The following is an 18943-nucleotide window of genomic DNA, read 5'->3' as shown; positions in this document are numbered from 1 at the left end:
TGTAGCGGCGTTAGCGACGGGCCAGAGCCTGCTGGATATGATCCAGCAGAACGTCGGCGTTAATGGGCTTAAGAAAAAAAGCAACGGCGCCCAGGCTCAGAGCGTACCGTTGCAGCGTGTCGTCAGCGTGACCAGAGATAAAAAGTATTGGCGGTGGCGGCGTCGCCAGCAACCTGAGCTTCTCAAAAAGCGCCAGCCCGTTCATACCGCGCAGCCGGATATCGGTAATGACCAGCGAAGCGTTCGACAGCGCCGTGGGATGACTTAAAAAAACCTCCGCAGAATCGAAGGTATCGGTGGCATAACCATCGGACTGCAACAGATTGCTCAGCCCGCTGCGTACAGAACGTTCATCGTCAATGATGGCAATGCGCCACGGCAGCGTCATGCTGTCTTTCCTCAAGGTAACAGATCAGGCGTCGCCCCGTTCACGGGCGGGCGGCGCAGTACCGCTGATTTTTGGCACGCATTCGTGGCGAAACCAGGCCATCGTCAGCGGCTCGCGCCCCAGCAGGCGACGGCCAATCGGAATAAGCTGCTCACCCACCAGCATACCGAACAGCCCCAGCAGCGCGGCAACGGGCGGCGCGGGGGAGTGAACATTCAGCGCGGCATAAATGACTCCTGCGAGTAAGCCGCAAAGCAGAGAAATAATCCAGGCTTTCATGAGGAAGACTCCTGGGAAGTGGTGATGTGAGCCTGCGGCGTGGCGGGCTGAAACAGGAGATGGCGGGCCGCCTGCTCGCCTGCCAGCATACCCAGCAGGCCGATGAGCGCCAGCGCGGGCGGCGCGGGGGAGCGCACCTTCAGCAGCGCATAGATCAGGCCAATCAACACGCCTGCCGCAAGGGAAATCAGGCCAGTGCTCATAATCGACTCCGGTTAATATCGCGGCGCGCCGGATGAGGGGCCAGCCCGCCGCCAGGGCTTAGCGGGCAGGAACCGGCGCTAAGGTGCGATGCTCGCTTTTCTGACGCGAAGCGGCTTTGTGAACCATGGTGTAGGCATAATCCACGCCCATACCGTAGGCGCCGGAGTGCTCGCGCACGATATCCATCACCGCCGTGTAGGTCTCTTTATGCGCCCAGTCGCGCTGCCACTCCAGCATCACCTGCTGCCAGGTCACCGGCACCACGCCCGCCTGGATCATACGCTGCATGGCGAAATCATGGGCCTCTTTGGAGGTGCCGCCAGACGCGTCGGCCACCATGTAGATTTCGTAGTCCCCTTCCAGCATGGCGCAGAGGGCGAAGGTGTTGTTACACACTTCGGTCCACAGCCCGGAGACCACCACTTTCTTCCTGCCATTCGCCTTCAGCGCGTCGCGTACCTTCTGGTCATCCCAGGAGTTCATGGAGGTGCGCTCCAGGATATCCTGACCCGGGAAGACATCCAGCAGCTCCGGGTAGGTATGGCCTGAGAAACTTTCGGTTTCGACGGTGGTGATGATGGTCGGGATATTGAACACTTTCGCCGCTTTCGCCAGCGCCACGGTGTTATTTTTCAGCACCTGACGGTCGATGGACTGTACGCCAAACGCCATCTGCGGCTGCTGGTCGATGAAGATTAACTGACAGTTGGCAGGGGTTAATACTTCGAGCTTAGAGGTCGTCATAACTTTATCCAGTGAGGTTAACGTGAACGTGAAACGCCGTAAAACGACACGACGAAAGAGGCTTGCATCCTACGGGCCGTCACCGCACTGGCGTAATTATCTCTTTGTATAACTACCCTTTCGTATAGTTATACTTTGGTATACCTATCCTATTGTATAACTGGATCTTTACTGAAACCGGTTCCCATAATCCTGACCAATCCTCTCTCAGTCAGGAGCAGTTATGGTTTCCCCGGATAAAGCCGATTTAATTCTGGTCAATGGGCGCTTTCACACCGTCGATCGCGAAAACCCCATCGCCGAAGCGGTGGCGGTGCGTGGCGGTACTTTCCTTGAAGTCGGTACCACTGCCGAAGTGATGCAACACCACGACGAAGGCACCAAAGTGATCGACCTGCAGGGCCACACCGCTATCCCCGGCCTGAACGACTCCCACCTGCACCTGATTCGCGGCGGGCTCAATTACAACCTTGAGCTGCGCTGGGAGGGGGTGCCTTCTCTCGCCGACGCCCTGCGGATGTTAAAAGAGCAGGCGCTACGTACCCCGTCGCCCCAGTGGGTGCGCGTGGTGGGCGGCTGGAGCGAGTTCCAGTTCGCCGAACGTCGCATGCCGACGCTGGACGAAATCAACGAGGCCGCGCCCGATACCCCGGTCTTTATCCTGCACCTCTACGATCGCGCCCTGCTCAACCGCGCCGCGCTGCGGGTGGTGGGCTACACCAAAGAGACGCCGAACCCGCCCGGCGGCGAGATCCAGCGCGACGCCAACGGCAACCCGACCGGGATGCTGATCGCCCGCCCTAACGCCATGATCCTCTACGCCACGCTGGCGAAAGGGCCGAAGCTGCCGCTGGAGCAGCAGGTCAACTCCACGCGCCAGTTTATGCGCGAGCTGAACCGTCTGGGGCTGACCAGTGCTATCGACGCGGGGGGTGGCTTCCAGAACTACCCGGAAGATTACGAGGTGATTGCCGAGTTGCACGCCAAAAAGCAGATGACCATCCGCATCGCCTATAACCTCTTTACCCAGCGTCCCGGCCACGAGCTGGAGGATTTTGAGAAGTGGACCGATATGCTCACCCCGGGCCAGGGAAGCGACTTCTTCCGCCACAACGGCGCGGGGGAGATGCTGGTCTTTTCCGCCGCCGACTTTGAAGATTTCCTCGAGCCGCGCCCGGATCTTGCCCCCGGCATGGAGGAGGAGCTGGAGCGCGTGGTGCGCCATCTGGTGGAGCATCGCTGGCCATTCCGCCTGCACGCCACCTATAACGAGTCCATCAGCCGGATGCTGGACGTGTTCGAGAAGGTGAACCGCGACATTCCGTTCAACGGCCTGCACTGGTTCTTTGACCACGCCGAGACGGTCTCACAGGCCAATATCGACCGCATCAAGGCGCTGGGCGGCGGTATCGCCGTGCAGCACCGCATGGCCTTCCAGGGGGAGTACTTCGCCGAACGCTACGGCATTGACGCCACCCGCCACACCCCGCCGGTGGCGAAAATGCTGGAGACAGGCGTGCCGGTGGGTCTGGGCACCGACGCCACCCGCGTCGCCAGCTATAATCCGTGGACGGCGCTCTACTGGCTGGTCTCTGGCCGCACCGTGGGCGGGATGCAGATGTACGATCACAGCGCCCGCCTCGATCGCGATACTGCCCTGATGCTCTGGACGCAGGGCAGCGCCTGGTTCTCCAGCGAGCAAAATAAGAAGGGGCAGATCAAGGTCGGCCAGCTCGCGGATCTGGCTGTGCTGAGCAAAGATTATTTCCGCGTGCCGGAAGAAGAGATTAAAGGGATCGAGTCGGTACTCACTGTGGTTAATGGTGATGTGGTCTACGCGGCGGGCGCCTTCGGCCCGCTGGCGCCTCCCGCCATTCCGGTGCTACCCGACTGGTCGCCGGTGGTGAACGTTCCCGGCCACTACCGCAGCGCCCCGCCGCAGGCGACCCGCGTGGGTCTGCGCGCCGTGCATCACTGCTCCGGCCCTTGCGCGGTGCATCAGCACCAGCACGATTTTGCGCGCAGCGCAGAGATGCCTGTGTCCGACGACAACGCATTCTGGGGGGCGCTGGGCTGCAGCTGCTTTGCATTCTGATGAAAAACACTCTCGCTTCGCCCCGGATCGACCCGGGGCTGTTCTTTCTGCGTCTGACCGGCAGCCTGCTGCTGCTCTACGTACATGGTCTGCCAAAGGTGCTGCACTTCCGCGAGGAGCTGACGCGCATTGAAGATCCGTTTGGCCTTGGCCCCTGGATGAGCCTGATCCCGGCCATTATCGCCGAGGTGATTTGTCCGCTGTTTATTATGGCGGGCATCGGCACGCGGCTCGCCTGCCTGCCGATTATCGGTGTGCTGCTGGTGGCGATGGTGGCGGTGCACCCGGGCTGGACGATTGCCGAAGGGCAGTTTGGCTGGCTGCTGCTGATCATCTTCACTACGCTGGCTCTGACCGGCCCCGGCGCGTGGCGGCTGCGCCCGCGCGCGACGCAGAGGTTCGCATGACCCAGGTTAACGACGTTCGTGATGCGCATATCGCCCCTGCGGCGCCGACGGTCTCCCCCTGGCAGCCGCTGGGACAGCCGGTGTTCCGCATGCTCTGGATCGCGACGGTCGTCTCGAATATCGGCTCGTGGATGAGCGATGTCGGCGTCAACTGGAGCATGCTGATGCTCAGCGCCGACCCGCTGGATATCGCGCTGGTGCAGGCGGCCAGCAGCCTGCCGATGTTTCTCTTCGCCCTCCCCTCCGGAGTGATGGCGGATATCGTTGACCGCCGTAAGTACCTGCTCTTTTCCCAGCTCTGGATGCTGATCGCCGCCGCGGGGCTGGCGGTGCTGTCATTTACCGGCCACGTCACCCCGACCGTGCTGCTGGTGGCGGCGTTTCTGCTGAGCGTCGGCAGCGCCATGAGCTCGCCGCCGTTTCAGGCTATTGTCCCCGATCTGGTGAAGAAGCCGGAGCTGGGAGCGGCGGTGGCGCTCAACTCGCTGGGGGTTAACATCAGCCGCGCCATCGGCCCGGCGCTGGGCGGATTTTTACTCTCCCTGGCCGGGCCGTGGATGGTCTTTGCGCTCAACGCCCTGTCGGTGCTGGGGGTCGCCTGGGTGCTGTGGCGCTGGCGGCCCGCCCCCGCCCTTCCCCGCCTGCCGCCGGAGCACTTCTTCGCGGCGGTGCGTACCGGTATCCGCTACGTCCATGCTGCACCGGTGCTGCGCAACGTGCTGATCCGCACGGTAGCCTTTTTTCTCTTTGCCAGCGCGGGCTGGGCGCTGCTGCCGCTGGTGGCGCGCCGGGAGCTGGGGCTGGGGCCATCGGGCTACGGGCTGATGCTGGCCTGCATCGGGCTGGGAGCCATCGCCGGCGCGATACTCCTGCCGCGTCTGCGTCAGCGGCTCAATGCCGATCGGCTGATGGTGGCGGCGAGCCTGGTCTTTGCCGTGACGCTGCTGGCGCTGGCCTTTGTGCGCCACTTCTGGCTGCTGAACCTGTTTGAGTTTTTCACCGGCTTCGCGTGGATTGCGGTGCTGTCGACCCTCAACCTGGGCGCCCAGCGCAGCGCCGCCCGCTGGGTGAAGGCACGGGCGCTGGCGGTCTATCTGACGCTCTTTTTCGGTTCCATGACCGCGGGCAGCGCCCTGTGGGGCCAGCTCGCTTCCCGTTTTGGTACCCCTTTCTCGCTGTGCGTGGCGACGATCGGCATGGTGCTGGCGACCGCCACCGTTCTTCGCTGGCGGCTGGAGCAGGACCCTGATCTTAACCTCGACCAGAGTCAACATGCGGGAGACGGCGTCAATCTGCCCGTCGCCAACGAGCGCGGCCCGGTGCTGGTCTCGCACGAGTACCTTATCGACCCGCAGAACGCGACATCCTTTTTGCAGGCAGCCCAGGAGCTGCGCCGGGTACGCCGCCGCGCCGGGGCGATGAGCTGGGCGATCTACGAAGAGGTGGAACGTCCCGGCATCTTTATCGAGACCTTTCTGATGGGCTCCTGGATTGAACATCTGCGCCAGCAGGAGCGCCATACTATGAATGACTGTCTGCTGTTAAGCCGCGTTCTGGCTTTTCATCAGGGTTCCACCCCGCCGGCGATCCGCTATCTGGTCGCGCCGGTTTAAAACAACATCACTTCTGAGGAATGACTATGGCAACGTTCAAGGCAAAAGATGGCACGCAGATTTACTACAAAGACTGGGGCGCGGGCAGGCCGGTACTGTTCAGCCACGGCTGGCCGCTGGATGCGGACATGTGGGACAGCCAGCTTAACTACCTGGCGGAACGCGGTTTTCGCGCCATCGCCTTTGACCGTCGTGGCTTTGGCCGCTCCGAACAGCCGTGGAACGGTTACGATTACGATACGTTCGCCTCGGACATTAACGATCTGATCAGCGCGCTGGATCTGCGCGAGGTGACGCTGGTGGGCTTCTCGATGGGCGGCGGCGATGTGACCCGCTATATCAGCACTTACGGCAGCGATCGCGTGGCCGGACTGGCGCTGCTGGGGGCCGTTACGCCGATCTTCGGGCAATCGGAGAGTTATCCGCAGGGGGTGGATCAAAAGGTATTCAGCGGTATTCGCGACGGCCTGCGTAAAGATCGCGCGCAGTTTATCAGCGACTTCGCCACGCCGTTCTACGGCACCAACGCCGGGCAGACCGTCTCGGAAGGGGCGCTGACCCAGACGCTGAATATCGCCCTGCTGGCCTCGCTCAAGGGAACCATCGACTGCGTGACGGCATTTGCAGAGACCGACTTCCGCCCCGATATGGCGAAAATCAACGTGCCGACGCTGGTGATCCACGGCAGTAACGACCAGGTGGTGCCGTTCGAGACCACCGGCAAAGTGGCGGCGGAGATGATTAGCGGCGCGACCCTGAAGGTGTACGACAACGCCCCGCACGGCTTCGCGCTGACCCACCAGGACCAGCTTAACGAAGATCTGCTGGCGTTTGTGAAGTCGCTGTAAGCGTGTAAAAGCGAAGCCTGATGCGCTTCGCTTATCAGGCCTGCAGAACACCATTCACAGGCCGGGTAAGGCGCAGCCGCCACCCAGCACGCCCGTTTCGCCTGATGCGCTTCGCTTATCAGCCTACGGAACACCATCCGTAGGCCGGGTAAGGCACAGCCGCCACCCGGCACGCCCGTTTCGCCTGATGCGCTTCGCTTATCAGCCTACGGAACACCATTCACAGGCCGGGTAAGGCGCAGCCGCCACCCGGCGCGCCCGCTTCGCCTGATGCGCTTCGCTTATCAGGCCTGCAGAACACCACTCACAGGCCGGGTAAGGCGCAGCCGCCACCCGGCGTGCCCGCTTCGCCTGATGCGCTTCGCTTATCAGGCCTACGGAACACCATTCGTAGGCCGGGTAAGGCGCAGCCGCCACGCTTTAACCCCCCTTTCCCAATACAGCCTTGACATCGATGCCTCATACTTTAGACTATTCTAAATTTAGAAAAATCTAAAATGAGGTGCTATGTCTGATTCACTGTTACAACAGGCGAGCCAGGCGGCCAGCCTGTTAAAGACGCTCAGCCATCCCCAGCGGCTGATGATCCTCTGCGTGCTGATTGAACATCCGGGAACCGGCGCGGGCGAGCTGAGCCGCCTGGTGGGGCTGAGCGCCTCCGCCACCTCCCAGCATCTGACCCGCATGCGGCTGGAAGGGCTAATCGAAGGCTCGCGTCAGGCCAGGCACATTCACTATCAAATTACCGATACCGCCGTGGTGAAGGTGGTTCATACGCTGAAGCAGATCTACTGCCCGGGAGAGTAAAATGCATCCAGTTATTGCCAGCCCCGCTGACATTGTTGCCCTGAAAGAACAGGGGGCCACTTTTATTGATATTCGCCAGCGCGAGGAGTGGAAGCGCGAGCATATCGACGGCGCCCGCTCGCTGCCGCTGGACGATCTCACCGCGGAAAGCCTGCAGTTACGCGCTGACGATACGGTGGTGTTTTACTGCCAGAGCGGAATGCGCACCCGGAACGCGCAGGAGAAACTCATTGCCGCCGCCGCGCCGGCGAACGCTGTCATCATGCAGGGCGGCCTCAGCGCGTGGAAAGCGGCGGGCTATGCGACGCAGGTGGATAAAAGCCAGCCGCTGCCCCTTATGCGCCAGGTACAGATCGTGGCGGGCACGCTGGCCCTGGGCGGCACGCTGGCGGGCGCGTTGCTGAATCCGCTCTTTTATATCGTGCCGGGTTTTGTCGGCGCGGGCCTGTTATTTGCCGGGATAAGCGGCTGGTGCGGTATGGCGAAACTGCTGAACGTGATGCCGTGGAATAAAGGGGCATCGTAAGCCGGGAGCGGCCTTACAGGAAGCGCATACCGGCGTAGGGCTTCTCCCGACACGCCGCCAGCCGCGCCGCTAAATCTCCCACGTGCAGTTCCAGCTTGTGCCCGTCCGGGTCGAGAAAATAGAACGATGCCCCCTCGCTTTTATTCTCTTTCCAAACGGTCACTCCCGCCTGCTCCAGCTTGCGCGAGAAAGGGGCGAAATTTTCCGCCGCAACGGTAAACGCGTAATGGGTATAGTCGCTCTCCTGCGGTGGCACTACGCGTCGAGCCTCGTCGCAGGAGAGGCAGAGCCAGAGATCGCCGCAGGTGAGATAGGCCCCGGCATCCCAGCGGGCATGCAGCCTGAGTCCCAGCAGCGCGTGCCAGAAGGCGAGGCTCTTCTCCAGGTCGCTGACGGCGAGGGTAAGATGGTTGAACGATTGCAGCACGGGGGCCTCTTTTTTCATAAATTTTTCTGAGTATATCTCTTTCCTTTTATTCCTCTACGGGAAAGGCAGACGGGCAGGATCGTCTGGCCGCATAAAGGCTGCGCGCGGCCCGTTGCACAAGCGAAGGGGTGGGCTATGCTCAAAAGCAAAGACCAGCCTGCTGTAGCTTCTACGTCACGATTTTTTTGCGCCCGGAGGGTGGAAATGAATAAGGTCCTGCTCGCTGTGTTGCCATGCCTGCTTATCGTCCTGGCCTTCTCCTCCCTTGCGGCAGATCGCGCTGACCATCGTTACCGCGCTGCCGGGTCTGCTGATTGTCCTGCTGATTTTTCTGCTTACCGCCCTGATTCTCAAGGTGCTCAAAATTATCCTTAACCAGGTGGAAGCGGGACGTTTGCAACTGCCGGGGATCCATCCGAAAATCATCGGCACTACCCGCAAGCTCATCGCCGTTGTTATCTGGCTGTTTGCCCTGTCTGCCGCCTACCCCTCCCTGCCCGGCGCCAATTCGCTGGCGTTTAAAGGCGTCAGCGTCTTTTTCGGTTTAATGCTGACGCTGGGATCGGCGGGAGTGATGAACCACGCGATGAGCGGACTGGTATATCGCCTATGAGCTTCAGGTGCGCCTCGCCGCCGGAACGTCCGTGACGGGAGAAATATTTTTAAAAGATGTGAATTTTCTCGTGAAAATATAAAAAGCGGTGAATTTATATTAAATTTTCACCGCCGCAGGCCAGCGGGCAATATTTAAAAATAAACAACATTTATGCTCACCTCCCGAAAACTTCCTGTAGTTTAAATAACCATACATCGCTGTACAACTGGCTGTGCTTTCTTTCCTCTGAACGCTAATAACCGTAATCGAATCTGGTATGAACAAGCTTATTATTCTCTGCGCGAGCGTATTAATTTCGCCGCTGACTCACGCCAGCGCCCTCTATTTCTATGAGACCGGCACCGAGGATACCGCCCTCGCAGGCGCCGGGCAGGCCGCACGCGCGCAGGATGCCTCGACTATTTTAACCAACCCGGCGGGAATGACCTTCTTACCCGATCATATGCTGACGGGCGGACTGCAGGTGCTGGATGGTAATATTGATTATCAGCTTAACGATCCTCACCGAAATAGCCCCGGCGACGTGCTGAAGCCCTTCCCGAATGCCAGCGCCTTTTACAGCCAGAGAATTAACGATAATCTTTTTGCCGGCATCGGGCTGTATGGTAATTACGGGCTGGGCCTTGACTATGGTGACTGGGCAGGCGATCGCATTATTAAAAAAAGCACGCTGGCGGCGATGACCCTTAGCCCTTCCCTGGCCTGGAAACTTAACGATCGCCTCTCCATCGGCGCCTCTGCCAATATTAACTACGGCTTTCTGAGCCTGACGCGTAGCGTGCAGGGGGATGAGTACCAGGAGCAGGATCACGACTGGGCGATGAGCTACCGGCTGGGCCTGCTGATGGCGCTCGCCGACAGCACCCGCGCCGGGGTAACCTGGACCAGCCAAACCGACTACGACTTTGATATCCACGGCAGCTCGCAGATCCCCCGCGCCAGCTTTGCGATACCGCTTACGGCGCAGATCAGCGCACCGGAGCAGCTGATGTTCAGCGTGGTGCATGACATTAACCCGCAGTGGTCGGTAATGGGCGACCTGGGCTGGCAGGACTGGAGTCAGTTTGGTGCCCCGGATATCACGGTCAGAGGGCGGCAGGTCGACAATGCCAGCCGCATGAAAGATACCTGGCATATGGCGCTGGGCGCACAGTATCGCCCGTCTGAAAAATGGCGCTTCGACGCCGGTGTCGCCTTCGACAGTACCCCCTATCACGATCAGGGCAATGTCTCGATGGCGCTCCCCACCGGCGATGAGTGGCGTTTCGGCACCGGCGCGCAGTACCGGATCACCCCTGCCAGCCAGATTGGCGTTGCCGTGGAGTATCTGCACATGCAGTCCTCGCACGTCGTTTCCCCGGCTATTTACAGCGGGCGCTTCGACAAGCCCTCGCTCTGGTTTGCCGGCGTGAGCTATAGCTATCAGTTTTGATTCACTTTTTAGCGTGCCCGCTGGACTATACTCCCATGAATCTTCTGTAATAAGGAGCCGTCATGCTTATTCTTCCTCCCGTTCGCCCCGAAGAGTCCATTTCACGTCTTACCGCGATCATTGAGCCTCTCGCCGAGAGGCTCACCGTCGCCCCGCGAAAACGAATGACCTGGCGTTATAAAGGCCACCAGCAGATGTATTTGCTGCAGGAGGGGGAGCTTTCCGTGATCCGCGCCTCGGACGGGTTGCTTATCGTTACGGTCTATGAGCCTCATCTTTTTGGCATTGCGGAGATGATACAGCCGACGCACGGTCATATTCTGCGCGCGGAGGCGGCCTCCACGGTGCTGCGCGTCGATGCGCAGCTGGCGACGAAGCGTTTTCGCGAGGAGGGCGTCTGGGAGGATGTGGCTGCCTTGCTCTCCTATCACACCGCCTACCTGATCTACCGCGACGCGCAGGTGGTGCAGCAGCGCACCTATTCTGTCATTCGTAACCATCTTCATGAAATGATATTACTGCCGGAAGAGACGCGTATGCGCACCACGATCCTGGATTATATTCAGGACCGCACCCTGTTATCGCGCAGCAGTATTCTGAATGTCTTATCTGCGCTAAAACAGGGGAATTATATCGTCTTCAAACGCGGCGGCTATCTTATGGAATTAGGCAATTTGCCGGAGAGCTTCTGAAGTTTAAAATTAAACAGATTAGAAATTAACCCGTTGGAACTTTCGTTATATCGTTTGCCCACTGAGTCGCATTTCTGACGAAATTAACTTGAGTTCCAGTAAACGGGAAATTTATGAAAAAGACAGTTCTTGCTCTGATCATCGTGAATGCTTTCACCGCAACCTCAGCGCTTGCGGCAGGAGATGCAGGCACCTGGTATGGTGGCGCGAAATTCGGTTGGTCACATTATTTTGACACCGAAACCGGCTCCAAAGCGCATGAAAATAATAACGGTTCCAATCAGTTTGATATCTCCCGCGATAATGTCGGCGGCGGTCTTTATACCGGCTATCAAATTACGCCGTGGCTGGCCGTGGAAGGTGGCTATGACTATTTAGGCAACATGCAGATTAACGGCAGACATGGCGGCAACGGCGCGAAACTGAAAGCGCAAGGGCTGCAAATGTCCCTGAAGGCCAGCTACGCGGTCACCCATAACTGGGATATTTATGGTCGCGCCGGAGCGATGGGCTACCGGGCGGAATCTGACATCAGCGGGCATAACCGTTTTGAAACCGGCGTGCGTCCTCTGGCGGCGGTGGGTACCGAATATGCCTTCAACAAAAACTGGGCAGGCCGCGTGGAATACCAGTGGGTCAGCAACGTGGGCAACGCCAGCCAGATCGGCGTAAGCAGCGACATCAGTTCCGTCACGGCGGGCGTTACCTACCGTTTTGGTCAGCATGATGATGCCCCGGTTGCCGCGACGCCGGTTGCCGCCCCCGCTCCGGCGCCGGAACCGCAGCATTTTAATCTGAAATCTGACGTGATGTTCGATTACAACTCCGCCACCCTGACGCCGGAAGGCCAGGCCGCTATCCGCCAGCTGTACAACAGCCCGGGTCTGCAGCCAGCGAAAGATAAATCCACGGTGGTGGTGGGTTACAGCGACCGCACCGGCGATGAAGCTTACAACCAGGCGCTCTCCGCCCGTCGCGCCCGTACCGTAGCCGATGAACTGGTGGCGCTGGGTATTCCGGCGGAGAACATTCGTGCCGAAGGCCGCGGCGAAAGCGAATCCGTAACCGGGACGACATGCGACGATCGCCAGGCTCAGGCGTTAATCGACTGCCTGTCACCGGATCGCCGTGTGGTGGTGGAAATCACCGACAAGTAAATAAAAAAAACCGACACAGCCTGTGTCGGTTTTTTTTATCCCTGCATCAGAGGAGAAAGAAGCTCCTCTATCTCCTGTAATCCCCTGTCGTTCTGCTCTTTGAAATATTGCTCATTCAACATCTGCAACTGCTCGAGTCGGGTCAACGAGGCGTAGACGCGCTGCACATCGCTGCGATCGTCAAAGATATCGCGCGGCTTAACGTCCTGCAGATAGCGGGCTTTTATCGACGTGGTCAGCGTAGTTAACTCCTGCTGATTACGTTGATAAAGAGAGGCCATCTGCGACAAGGGAATTTGTGGCGCTCTGCCGCTGGGCTGCACCACCGGAACCGGCATATGCTGGATATGCTCCACCTCATCCGGCTGGGAGGAACTGCATCCGGCAAGGCCCAGCAGCGCGATAATCAGAATTGGTCGGGGATCTTTTTTCATCGGTTTCTGCCTGTAAAAAATAGGTCATTACAATTATCCAGAACCGACGCACGGGATGCAGGGTTAAGTTATTTATTTTTAAATAATTATTTCTTATCGCGCTGGCAGGATAGATGCTCTGGCTTGCAGGCTGGCTTGGGCGGACGCGAGGGTTGGCGGCGCCGTGGCCGGAGTGGTGCCTGCGGGGGGATGTTAAGGGGGCTGGCGGAGCTGTGGGGAAGATGATGGCGAAATAGATCTTCCCCACGCATGTGTGCTGCGGATTATGCGGGCAAATAGGTTCTCTTCAGCGGCACTAACAGCTTCGTTTCAATATCAACCTGCTCGTAGTTTTCCACCAGCGCGCGCACCAGATCGTCAAGCGTCCACAGCGTCAGCGGGATCGTTGAACGATCGGCTTCATAACGCGCATCTTTGCTGAATCCGCCGGTACTCACATACAGCCCGCGATCGTCCTTATGGCGGCCACCGATAAAGCTGCGGATCTGCTGGCTGCCCATCTGTTCGCGGCGATGCTTCACTTCAACGATGATGCGCGGATTTTCAAAACCGAAACCGTCGGGAGAGGCGATAATATCTTTGCCCCGATCCGCGCCAGCTGGCGAAACCTGAGTTTTATACCCCATGCTGCGCAATACGCCTGCCACCAGATTTTGCATCTCATCCCAGTCAAGGCGGTTGATACGATCTTTGATACCTTCAAAGGCGATCATTTCCATATCACGCAAGGGATTGGATACTGCTTCGTCCTCATCAACTGAACCAGGCGCTTCTTTCGCGACGTCAGATGCAGGTTTTTTCCCTTGCAACAATTCATTCATCGCAAAATCCGGAACCCGGAAAACGGTCAGCGTAGAACCCAATGTATTTCTGGTTGCATCGCTCAGGTTATCACGATCGATTTCTTCCGGATTCCATTTCACCTGGCGGGCAATGCCCATGCCATCTTCAAGCCACTCTGCGTGATATTCAAAATCTGAAACGATCTTTCCTAACAGGTAGGTTCGATTAGAAGGTGAATAAGTGATGGCCCAGTCACCTTTCTGCATTTCATTCACAAAGCGCCAAATCTGAGAAGTACCAGAACGTGCAGTTCCCGGTTTAATTTGAGGTTCAAGCTCTTGGTATAAATCGAACAACTTTTCTCTGGATAACCCCGGTTTTACATATGGTGCAAAGGGTGACCACCCTATCGCCGCGACTTGCTTATCACGAAAATCATCATATAGTTTTCCACCATCGCCACGAATCATCCACATCTTGCCAGCCATGATTTTCCCTTCTGAATGAGCTTGTTAATCGGCACTTTAGCACAACACAATTTGCTATACCGGAAGCAAATCAACGTTACGTCATTCGCCTTGAATCAATTAAGTTTTGCGAGCATGATCGCAGTAACATCAGCCTGTTACCCGGTTCATTCTTATGCTCTCTCCAGATACGCTGCAATCCGCCATCTCTAACGTCTCTGTCTGGCGTCAGGGTGACGTATGCGCGCCGCATAAACCGCTGCTGCTGTTGTACGTGCTGTCGCAGTACAAAGCGGGCCATCCGCGCCTGTTTAACTACGGTCTGGAGATCCACGAACCGCTTACCCGCCTGCTGAAAGAGTTTGGTCCTAAGCGACGCACCGATTACCCCAATATGCCGTTCTGGCGGCTGCGAACAGACGGCTTCTGGGAGATCGCTCACGCAGAAGGCTGCAAACCGCGTAAGGGCAATACTCAGCCGACAAAGAAAGAACTGATTGATAACCAGGTGGCGGGCGGCTTCGATGAGGCGGCTTACCAGCAATTGCTGGCCCACCCTGAGATGATCGACCAACTGGCCCAGAAGATCCTCACCGATCGCTTTCCGGAAAGTATTCAGCGGATCCTGGCGAACCAACTGGGATTCGATTTTATCGATCGCTCCAGGAACCGCGATCCGCGTTTCAGGGATATCGTTCTTCGCGCTTACCACTCACGGTGCGCGTTCTGTGGTTACGATCTCAGGCTCGATGGCGCACTGGTTGGTATTGAAGCGGCCCATATTCACTGGAAAGCGTACGGTGGCCCGTGCGTGGTAAACAATGGCCTGGCGCTCTGTACGTTGCACCACGATGCGTTTGATATGGGGGCGTTCGGGCTGGATGAGAATATGACCATCCGCATCTCCGGCGGAGTCAGCCGCAGTCCGGTGGTAGACCATCTGTTCTGGCACCGGGACGGCCAGCAGTTATTCCTCCCTTATGATAAAACGCAATGGCCTGCTGAACAGTATGTTGGCTGGCACCGGAAGCAGATTTTCAAAGCCTGAAAAACGCAACGGGCCGTTAAGCCCGTTGCCCGTTACATTACCGCAGTTCTACCACCCTCGCCCGCTCAGCCTGCTTTCGGTAGTGGTCGTATCGCTCCCGGAACCATGCTTGCTGTGCTTCACTCATATTGCCGGTTACGGCATCGATATTAACTGGCTGGCCCAGGGCGTGCATACGGGCAAAACTGCGCGCCAGAAAATCAAAATTCTTCAGTGCGTTTATATTTTGTTGGTTCATTAGCATACCCCTCCAGTCATTGTGATTACTGTTCAAGGTCATATGCTTTTCTGATTTCAGTATCCGCCTGAGAAAGATCATTTTTTGAGCGATGCGTGCGCATCAGTCTGACTGTGGTCACATTTTGGGAACTATAAATAGACCCGTTTTAGTTTCACGCATATTTTGTGATCTTGGCCAGATTGATCGTAGCCCTATATCATAGAAGATAAATTATTCGTCATTGTCCATAGCGATGCTAAAGTAAAACTTCCTTTTATTTCAATAATACAACGATTCAATGAATAGGATGAAATCGATTGATTTTTGTTATCATTTAATTAAAAATCATTCGTGAGATTTACCCACAAAAATTAGTGGTTGAAGTTATACTAACGCAAGAGTAAGCTGGTCTGTTTTTAACTAAACTACGAGTTTTTTTTCGCTTGTCTGTAAGGAGTTTACCTTGAGTCAATCAGAATGCATTTCTTGGGTAAAATGTACTTCCTGGCTAAGTAACTTTCTTAATCGTAGAGGATTGAGACAACCTGATAGCCGTCCACTATATGAATATCATGCGACCAACGATGAATACAATAATCTAACACAACTACTTCGTGCAGTTGGTCAAGTACAGAGTAATATCGATGATAAAGGTTACGCTGCCTGTTTTGTCCTTTTTTGCTCTGAATGGTATCGCAGAGATTATGAGCGTCATTGTGGTTGGATGTGGGACCCTATATATAAAGCATTAGGGGTATCATTAACGTCGACTGAATTAAGGATTATTATCCCTAAAGGGATGGAAGGTTATTGGAACCGCCCAATCCGATTTTACGAATCGGAACGACGTAATTTTCTCGGAACATTGTTCAGTGAGGGGGGATTACCGTTCCGCTTGCTGAAGGAGTCGGATAGCCATTTTCAGAATGTATTCTCCCGGATTCTCAATCAATATGGGCAGGCACAACTGGCAGGATTTTCCATACTTTCTCTAGTAAGAACTGTCATAGAAAAATCAGCCCTGCCAACTGTTTTTAGCGAAGACACTTCTGTAGAACTCATCAGCCATATAGCGGAAAAACTCAGCTCGCTGGTTCTAATGTACAACTTGAGCAATCATACCGAACCCGTGAAGCAGCTTGATAAAGTGCATCCCAAATGGCGCGATGAGTTTCCTATGCCTCTGGATGATGAAACAGGTACCCGCTTTCTTAATGGGTTGCTATGTACTGCCTCCGTAGAAACTAAATCCCACTTACAAAAAAATAAGGGTTCCGGTTGTCAATTCTATTGGTCGGAAAACCATCCCGATCAAATCCAGGCCATAATTTCGCTGCCTGATGAACTCACTTTCCCAATCATCAGCACCCCCTCAACGACGCGATTTGAACTTGCCATTTATGAAGATGGTGAAGAAGTCGCCTGTCTCGGCCCCGCCTATGCATCCCTGGAGAACGCCCATGCCAAAGTTCGCCTGCGTAAAAGTGAGTCGAGATTTGTCAGACGCCAGCCAGCTGCGAGCTTAACGATTGTTGCACGAACTGGAGGAATGATTGTTGGCACCATAAAACTTGAAGGTAGTGAAATCGCCGTTGGCGAGGTACCACTTACTTTTGTTGATGATGAGGAACTCTGGTTATTGCAAGGACAAGCTTCTTGTACCGTACGTAACAGCAATGTTCTTATTGCCCTACCTCAAGAAAAAACTACTCTTTCAGGGTATGAAGGCTCTTCAGGTACAGCCTTGTTATTAGGACTTAGGACAATGTCCGTAAAAGGACGCCAGGATGTAATCATTTCCGGAAATGAAACATACAGGATCCGCACCGGGAGAGAACAATCTAATCAGAGCGGATTTGATTTTTATGGGAAACAAGTGACCTGGAATTGCCATCCTGATGAAACGTTCCTTGGTGTACCTAAAGTTACGGCAAAAAATCTGAATGCTAAAGATATACAATTCAAACGTTATCTGAGTGGCATACCGTTAGATGAATGTCAGGTACAAGAGATGATGGGTACGCAATATGTTTCTGTCAGAAATACTCACAATGAAACACTACTGCGTCGAAAAATTGGAATATTGCCGGCAGATTTTAACATTGAAATAAAAGGTGGTGAGTTAGCCAATGAAGGTTCCATTGTTATCTTAACGCAACATCCCTGTATGTCTGTCTTAAAAGATAAAACACTAGAGGTTGCTCGTAAACGCTCAGCAGGGCAAACAGAAATATTGCTTAAAGCAGAAGGAATACCTCCTGCGTTTGTCTCTTTGCAGATTTATCCAAATTTGGTAGCAGCCCCAGTAGAAATTACTCTACCTTTCCCTGCCAAAGGTTGCCTGGCCCTTGATGCAAATGGATGCACTCTGGATAAAAATATTACTCTGCATGATTTGCTAGGTTCGAGAGCATTTTTATTTGGCAAAAATGGCGATCCGACACGTTTTTCACTGGAATTACATTTACGTTCCAAAAGTGGGTTACAAGCATGGTATGAATGGTGTTATACCGCGGGGGAACACCCTGTCGAACTTAATTTATATAGCCTGAGAGAGCACATTGAAAACTTATTGTCTCTCGAGACAGGAATTGATCAGGTTGTAGAGATGCAAATCAAAGGCGCAGGTGCTGTAATGAGTTGGCAGATTCGCCGCTATAAATACAGTTTACGCTATGATTACGAAAGAGAAGTTCTCATCAGCCAATCAATCTATTATCGTACCGGGCAAATGCCTTCTCCTTTTCTCATGTTATTGAGTGAACCGGAGAGAAAAATCACCCCATTATCATCAAGAATGAGCGAAGGTATACCGACAGGGGAATATGAACTGAGTTCGGTTATTAACAAAAATGGGCCGTGGTTAGTCGTCCCCAAACAGGGTGAGGAAATGGCGTTTCGCCCCTGCTTCATCCGTGGGGAACCGTCGTTACCCGTGGATGAAAGTTGTATTCGTTCATTGCAGAAAGCGACCCAGCTTTTTAATCCCCAGTCTGAAGTTAATACTATTACGCTGGTACTTGAACAAATGGCTAACGATCCCGCTCATTCCGGCTGGCAGTTTATGCGTTGCCTGTACGACCAATTTGGTTATCTGCCGCTGGCAACCTTTGAAGTTTGGCGTGCGCTAGTACAGCATCCACGAGCACTGGCGATGTCGCTATTTAAATTTGAGATGTCAGCTGAGTATCTGAGCCGCATTGAAAATGAGTTCCCTATTTTATGGGAGTTCTTCCCCATCTTCGAAATCAAAACCGCAGCCGATCGATTTAAATTGTTCCTGAGCCAAAAGGGTGCACCGGAAGAAACCCAGAATTTACTGGTGAAGAGCATGTATCAGCGATTGGGGCTCGTTTTTCCGACATATGCCGACGAAATTGAGAAATGGTTAAGTTACGGACAATTCCCTCCGCCCATTCCAGAGTTCTTCATTCGCGAGTGGTATCAGGAGCTTTTACGTGAGCATAGTGAAGCTCGCTGGCCAGAGTACGGCAGCAAGCGGCTCCATAGCTGGATGACATCACAAAAAAATCCAGTGATCAGCATTAATCCTGACGCAGAATACCGCTATTCCGTTGCCTGGTTACCCGTCTTTGCCGCAGCTGTAGCAAGCGGTAATACCTCTTTTGAAGCCGTATTTGACCGTAAACCTGGTGCTGTATTTTTCCTGAGACAGGTCAGGGACTTCGATTCCCGCTGGTTTAAGGCCATTTTCCAGTGCAGCCTGTTACGTTATTTTGCTCAAAAATAAAAAGG

Annotated in this window: 20 protein-coding genes and 1 pseudogene; 12 read left to right on the top strand and 9 right to left on the bottom strand. The window is 55.3% G+C overall.

Features of this window, described 5'->3' with window-relative positions:
* Positions 1 to 10 precede the first annotated feature (10 nt).
* The 4 genes from BN3796_RS07975 to BN3796_RS07960 are packed head-to-tail and all read right to left on the bottom strand — an operon-like array spanning position 11 to position 1615.
* Positions 11 to 388: a response regulator transcription factor gene (locus BN3796_RS07975; protein ID WP_061707835.1), complete on the bottom strand. Its 378-nt coding sequence runs from the start codon at positions 386 to 388 to the stop codon at positions 11 to 13.
* 24 nt (positions 389 to 412) lie between these two features.
* Positions 413 to 667: a XapX domain-containing protein gene (locus tag BN3796_RS07970; protein ID WP_061707834.1), complete on the bottom strand. Its 255-nt coding sequence runs from the start codon at positions 665 to 667 to the stop codon at positions 413 to 415.
* On the bottom strand, positions 664 to 870 hold the full coding sequence (locus BN3796_RS07965; RefSeq protein ID WP_061707833.1) for a DUF1427 family protein: 207 nt from the start codon (positions 868 to 870) through the stop codon (positions 664 to 666). The genes BN3796_RS07970 and BN3796_RS07965 overlap by 4 nt, the downstream gene beginning before the upstream one ends.
* Positions 871 to 928: 58 nt before the next feature.
* Positions 929 to 1615, bottom strand: a complete 687-nt coding sequence (locus BN3796_RS07960; RefSeq protein ID WP_061707832.1) for a hydrolase — start codon at positions 1613 to 1615, stop codon at positions 929 to 931.
* Positions 1616 to 1838: 223 nt separating this feature from the next.
* Here BN3796_RS07960 and BN3796_RS07955 point away from each other — a divergent pair, with 223 nt between their 5' ends.
* The 4 genes from BN3796_RS07955 to BN3796_RS07940 are packed head-to-tail and all read left to right on the top strand — an operon-like array spanning position 1839 to position 6578.
* The gene (locus BN3796_RS07955) at positions 1839 to 3710 is read left to right on the top strand and encodes an amidohydrolase (protein WP_061707831.1); all 1872 of its coding nucleotides are present in this window, start codon (positions 1839 to 1841) and stop codon (positions 3708 to 3710) included.
* On the top strand, positions 3710 to 4117 hold the full coding sequence (locus tag BN3796_RS07950; RefSeq protein ID WP_061707830.1) for a DoxX family protein: 408 nt from the start codon (positions 3710 to 3712) through the stop codon (positions 4115 to 4117). Before BN3796_RS07955 ends, BN3796_RS07950 begins: the two co-directional genes overlap by 1 nt.
* Complete coding sequence (locus tag BN3796_RS07945) at positions 4114 to 5730, top strand: MFS transporter (RefSeq protein WP_061707829.1); 1617 nt, start codon at positions 4114 to 4116, stop codon at positions 5728 to 5730. Before BN3796_RS07950 ends, BN3796_RS07945 begins: the two co-directional genes overlap by 4 nt.
* Positions 5731 to 5756: 26 nt before the next feature.
* Positions 5757 to 6578, top strand: coding sequence for an alpha/beta fold hydrolase (locus BN3796_RS07940; RefSeq protein WP_061707828.1), 822 nt, complete (start codon positions 5757 to 5759; stop codon positions 6576 to 6578).
* A 201-nt stretch (positions 6579 to 6779) separates the two neighbouring features.
* On the opposite strand, the gene BN3796_RS20690 is transcribed toward BN3796_RS07940, so the two are convergent.
* Positions 6780 to 6995: a hypothetical protein gene (locus tag BN3796_RS20690; RefSeq protein ID WP_148381776.1), complete on the bottom strand. Its 216-nt coding sequence runs from the start codon at positions 6993 to 6995 to the stop codon at positions 6780 to 6782.
* Positions 6996 to 7085: 90 nt separating this feature from the next.
* Here BN3796_RS20690 and BN3796_RS07935 point away from each other — a divergent pair, with 90 nt between their 5' ends.
* Together BN3796_RS07935 and BN3796_RS07930 are read left to right on the top strand one after the other, a co-directional pair.
* The gene (locus BN3796_RS07935) at positions 7086 to 7385 is read left to right on the top strand and encodes an ArsR/SmtB family transcription factor (protein ID WP_061707827.1); all 300 of its coding nucleotides are present in this window, start codon (positions 7086 to 7088) and stop codon (positions 7383 to 7385) included.
* Between the two features lies 1 nt (position 7386).
* Complete coding sequence (locus tag BN3796_RS07930; protein ID WP_061707826.1) at positions 7387 to 7911, top strand: rhodanese family protein; 525 nt, start codon at positions 7387 to 7389, stop codon at positions 7909 to 7911.
* A gap of 13 nt (positions 7912 to 7924) precedes the next feature.
* Here BN3796_RS07930 and BN3796_RS07925 read toward each other — a convergent pair whose 3' ends face one another.
* Positions 7925 to 8338, bottom strand: a complete 414-nt coding sequence (locus BN3796_RS07925) for a FosA family fosfomycin resistance glutathione transferase (protein WP_061708821.1) — start codon at positions 8336 to 8338, stop codon at positions 7925 to 7927.
* A 268-nt stretch (positions 8339 to 8606) separates the two neighbouring features.
* On the opposite strand from BN3796_RS07925, the pseudogene BN3796_RS07920 reads away from it, so the two are divergent.
* The 4 genes and pseudogenes from BN3796_RS07920 to ompA all read left to right on the top strand — a co-directional run.
* A pseudogene (locus BN3796_RS07920) lies at positions 8607 to 8939 on the top strand (mechanosensitive ion channel protein MscS); the annotation flags it as partial.
* Positions 8940 to 9210: 271 nt separating this feature from the next.
* Entirely contained in the window at positions 9211 to 10386 is a 1176-nt protein-coding gene (locus BN3796_RS07915) for an OmpP1/FadL family transporter (RefSeq protein ID WP_061707824.1), read from the top strand.
* A 62-nt stretch (positions 10387 to 10448) separates the two neighbouring features.
* Entirely contained in the window at positions 10449 to 11078 is a 630-nt protein-coding gene (locus BN3796_RS07910) for a helix-turn-helix domain-containing protein (protein ID WP_061707823.1), read from the top strand.
* Between the two features lie 113 nt (positions 11079 to 11191).
* A complete protein-coding gene (gene ompA / locus BN3796_RS07905; protein ID WP_061707822.1) occupies positions 11192 to 12235 on the top strand; it encodes a porin OmpA in 1044 nt (347 codons plus the stop codon).
* Between the two features lie 35 nt (positions 12236 to 12270).
* Here the strand turns inward: ompA and BN3796_RS07900 are convergent, their stop codons facing one another.
* Both BN3796_RS07900 and BN3796_RS07895 read right to left on the bottom strand, forming a co-directional pair.
* A complete protein-coding gene (locus BN3796_RS07900) occupies positions 12271 to 12669 on the bottom strand; it encodes a hypothetical protein (RefSeq protein ID WP_061707821.1) in 399 nt (132 codons plus the stop codon).
* 263 nt (positions 12670 to 12932) lie between these two features.
* Positions 12933 to 13922, bottom strand: coding sequence for a restriction endonuclease (locus BN3796_RS07895; RefSeq protein WP_148381798.1), 990 nt, complete (start codon positions 13920 to 13922; stop codon positions 12933 to 12935).
* A gap of 172 nt (positions 13923 to 14094) precedes the next feature.
* Here BN3796_RS07895 and BN3796_RS07890 point away from each other — a divergent pair, with 172 nt between their 5' ends.
* Positions 14095 to 14967, top strand: coding sequence for a phosphorothioated DNA-binding restriction endonuclease (locus tag BN3796_RS07890; protein WP_061707819.1), 873 nt, complete (start codon positions 14095 to 14097; stop codon positions 14965 to 14967).
* A 37-nt stretch (positions 14968 to 15004) separates the two neighbouring features.
* On the opposite strand, the gene glgS is transcribed toward BN3796_RS07890, so the two are convergent.
* Complete coding sequence (glgS, locus tag BN3796_RS07885; protein ID WP_238379224.1) at positions 15005 to 15211, bottom strand: cell surface composition regulator GlgS; 207 nt, start codon at positions 15209 to 15211, stop codon at positions 15005 to 15007.
* A gap of 439 nt (positions 15212 to 15650) precedes the next feature.
* Here glgS and BN3796_RS07880 point away from each other — a divergent pair, with 439 nt between their 5' ends.
* Positions 15651 to 18938, top strand: coding sequence for an STY4851/ECs_5259 family protein (locus BN3796_RS07880; protein WP_061707818.1), 3288 nt, complete (start codon positions 15651 to 15653; stop codon positions 18936 to 18938).
* The last annotated feature ends 5 nt before the right edge of the window (positions 18939 to 18943 follow it).

The sequence above is a fragment of the Pseudenterobacter timonensis genome (assembly GCF_900021175.1).
Classification (GTDB): Bacteria; Pseudomonadota; Gammaproteobacteria; order Enterobacterales; family Enterobacteriaceae; genus Enterobacter; species Enterobacter timonensis.
This window is presented reverse-complemented; position numbering and strand designations above follow the sequence as displayed.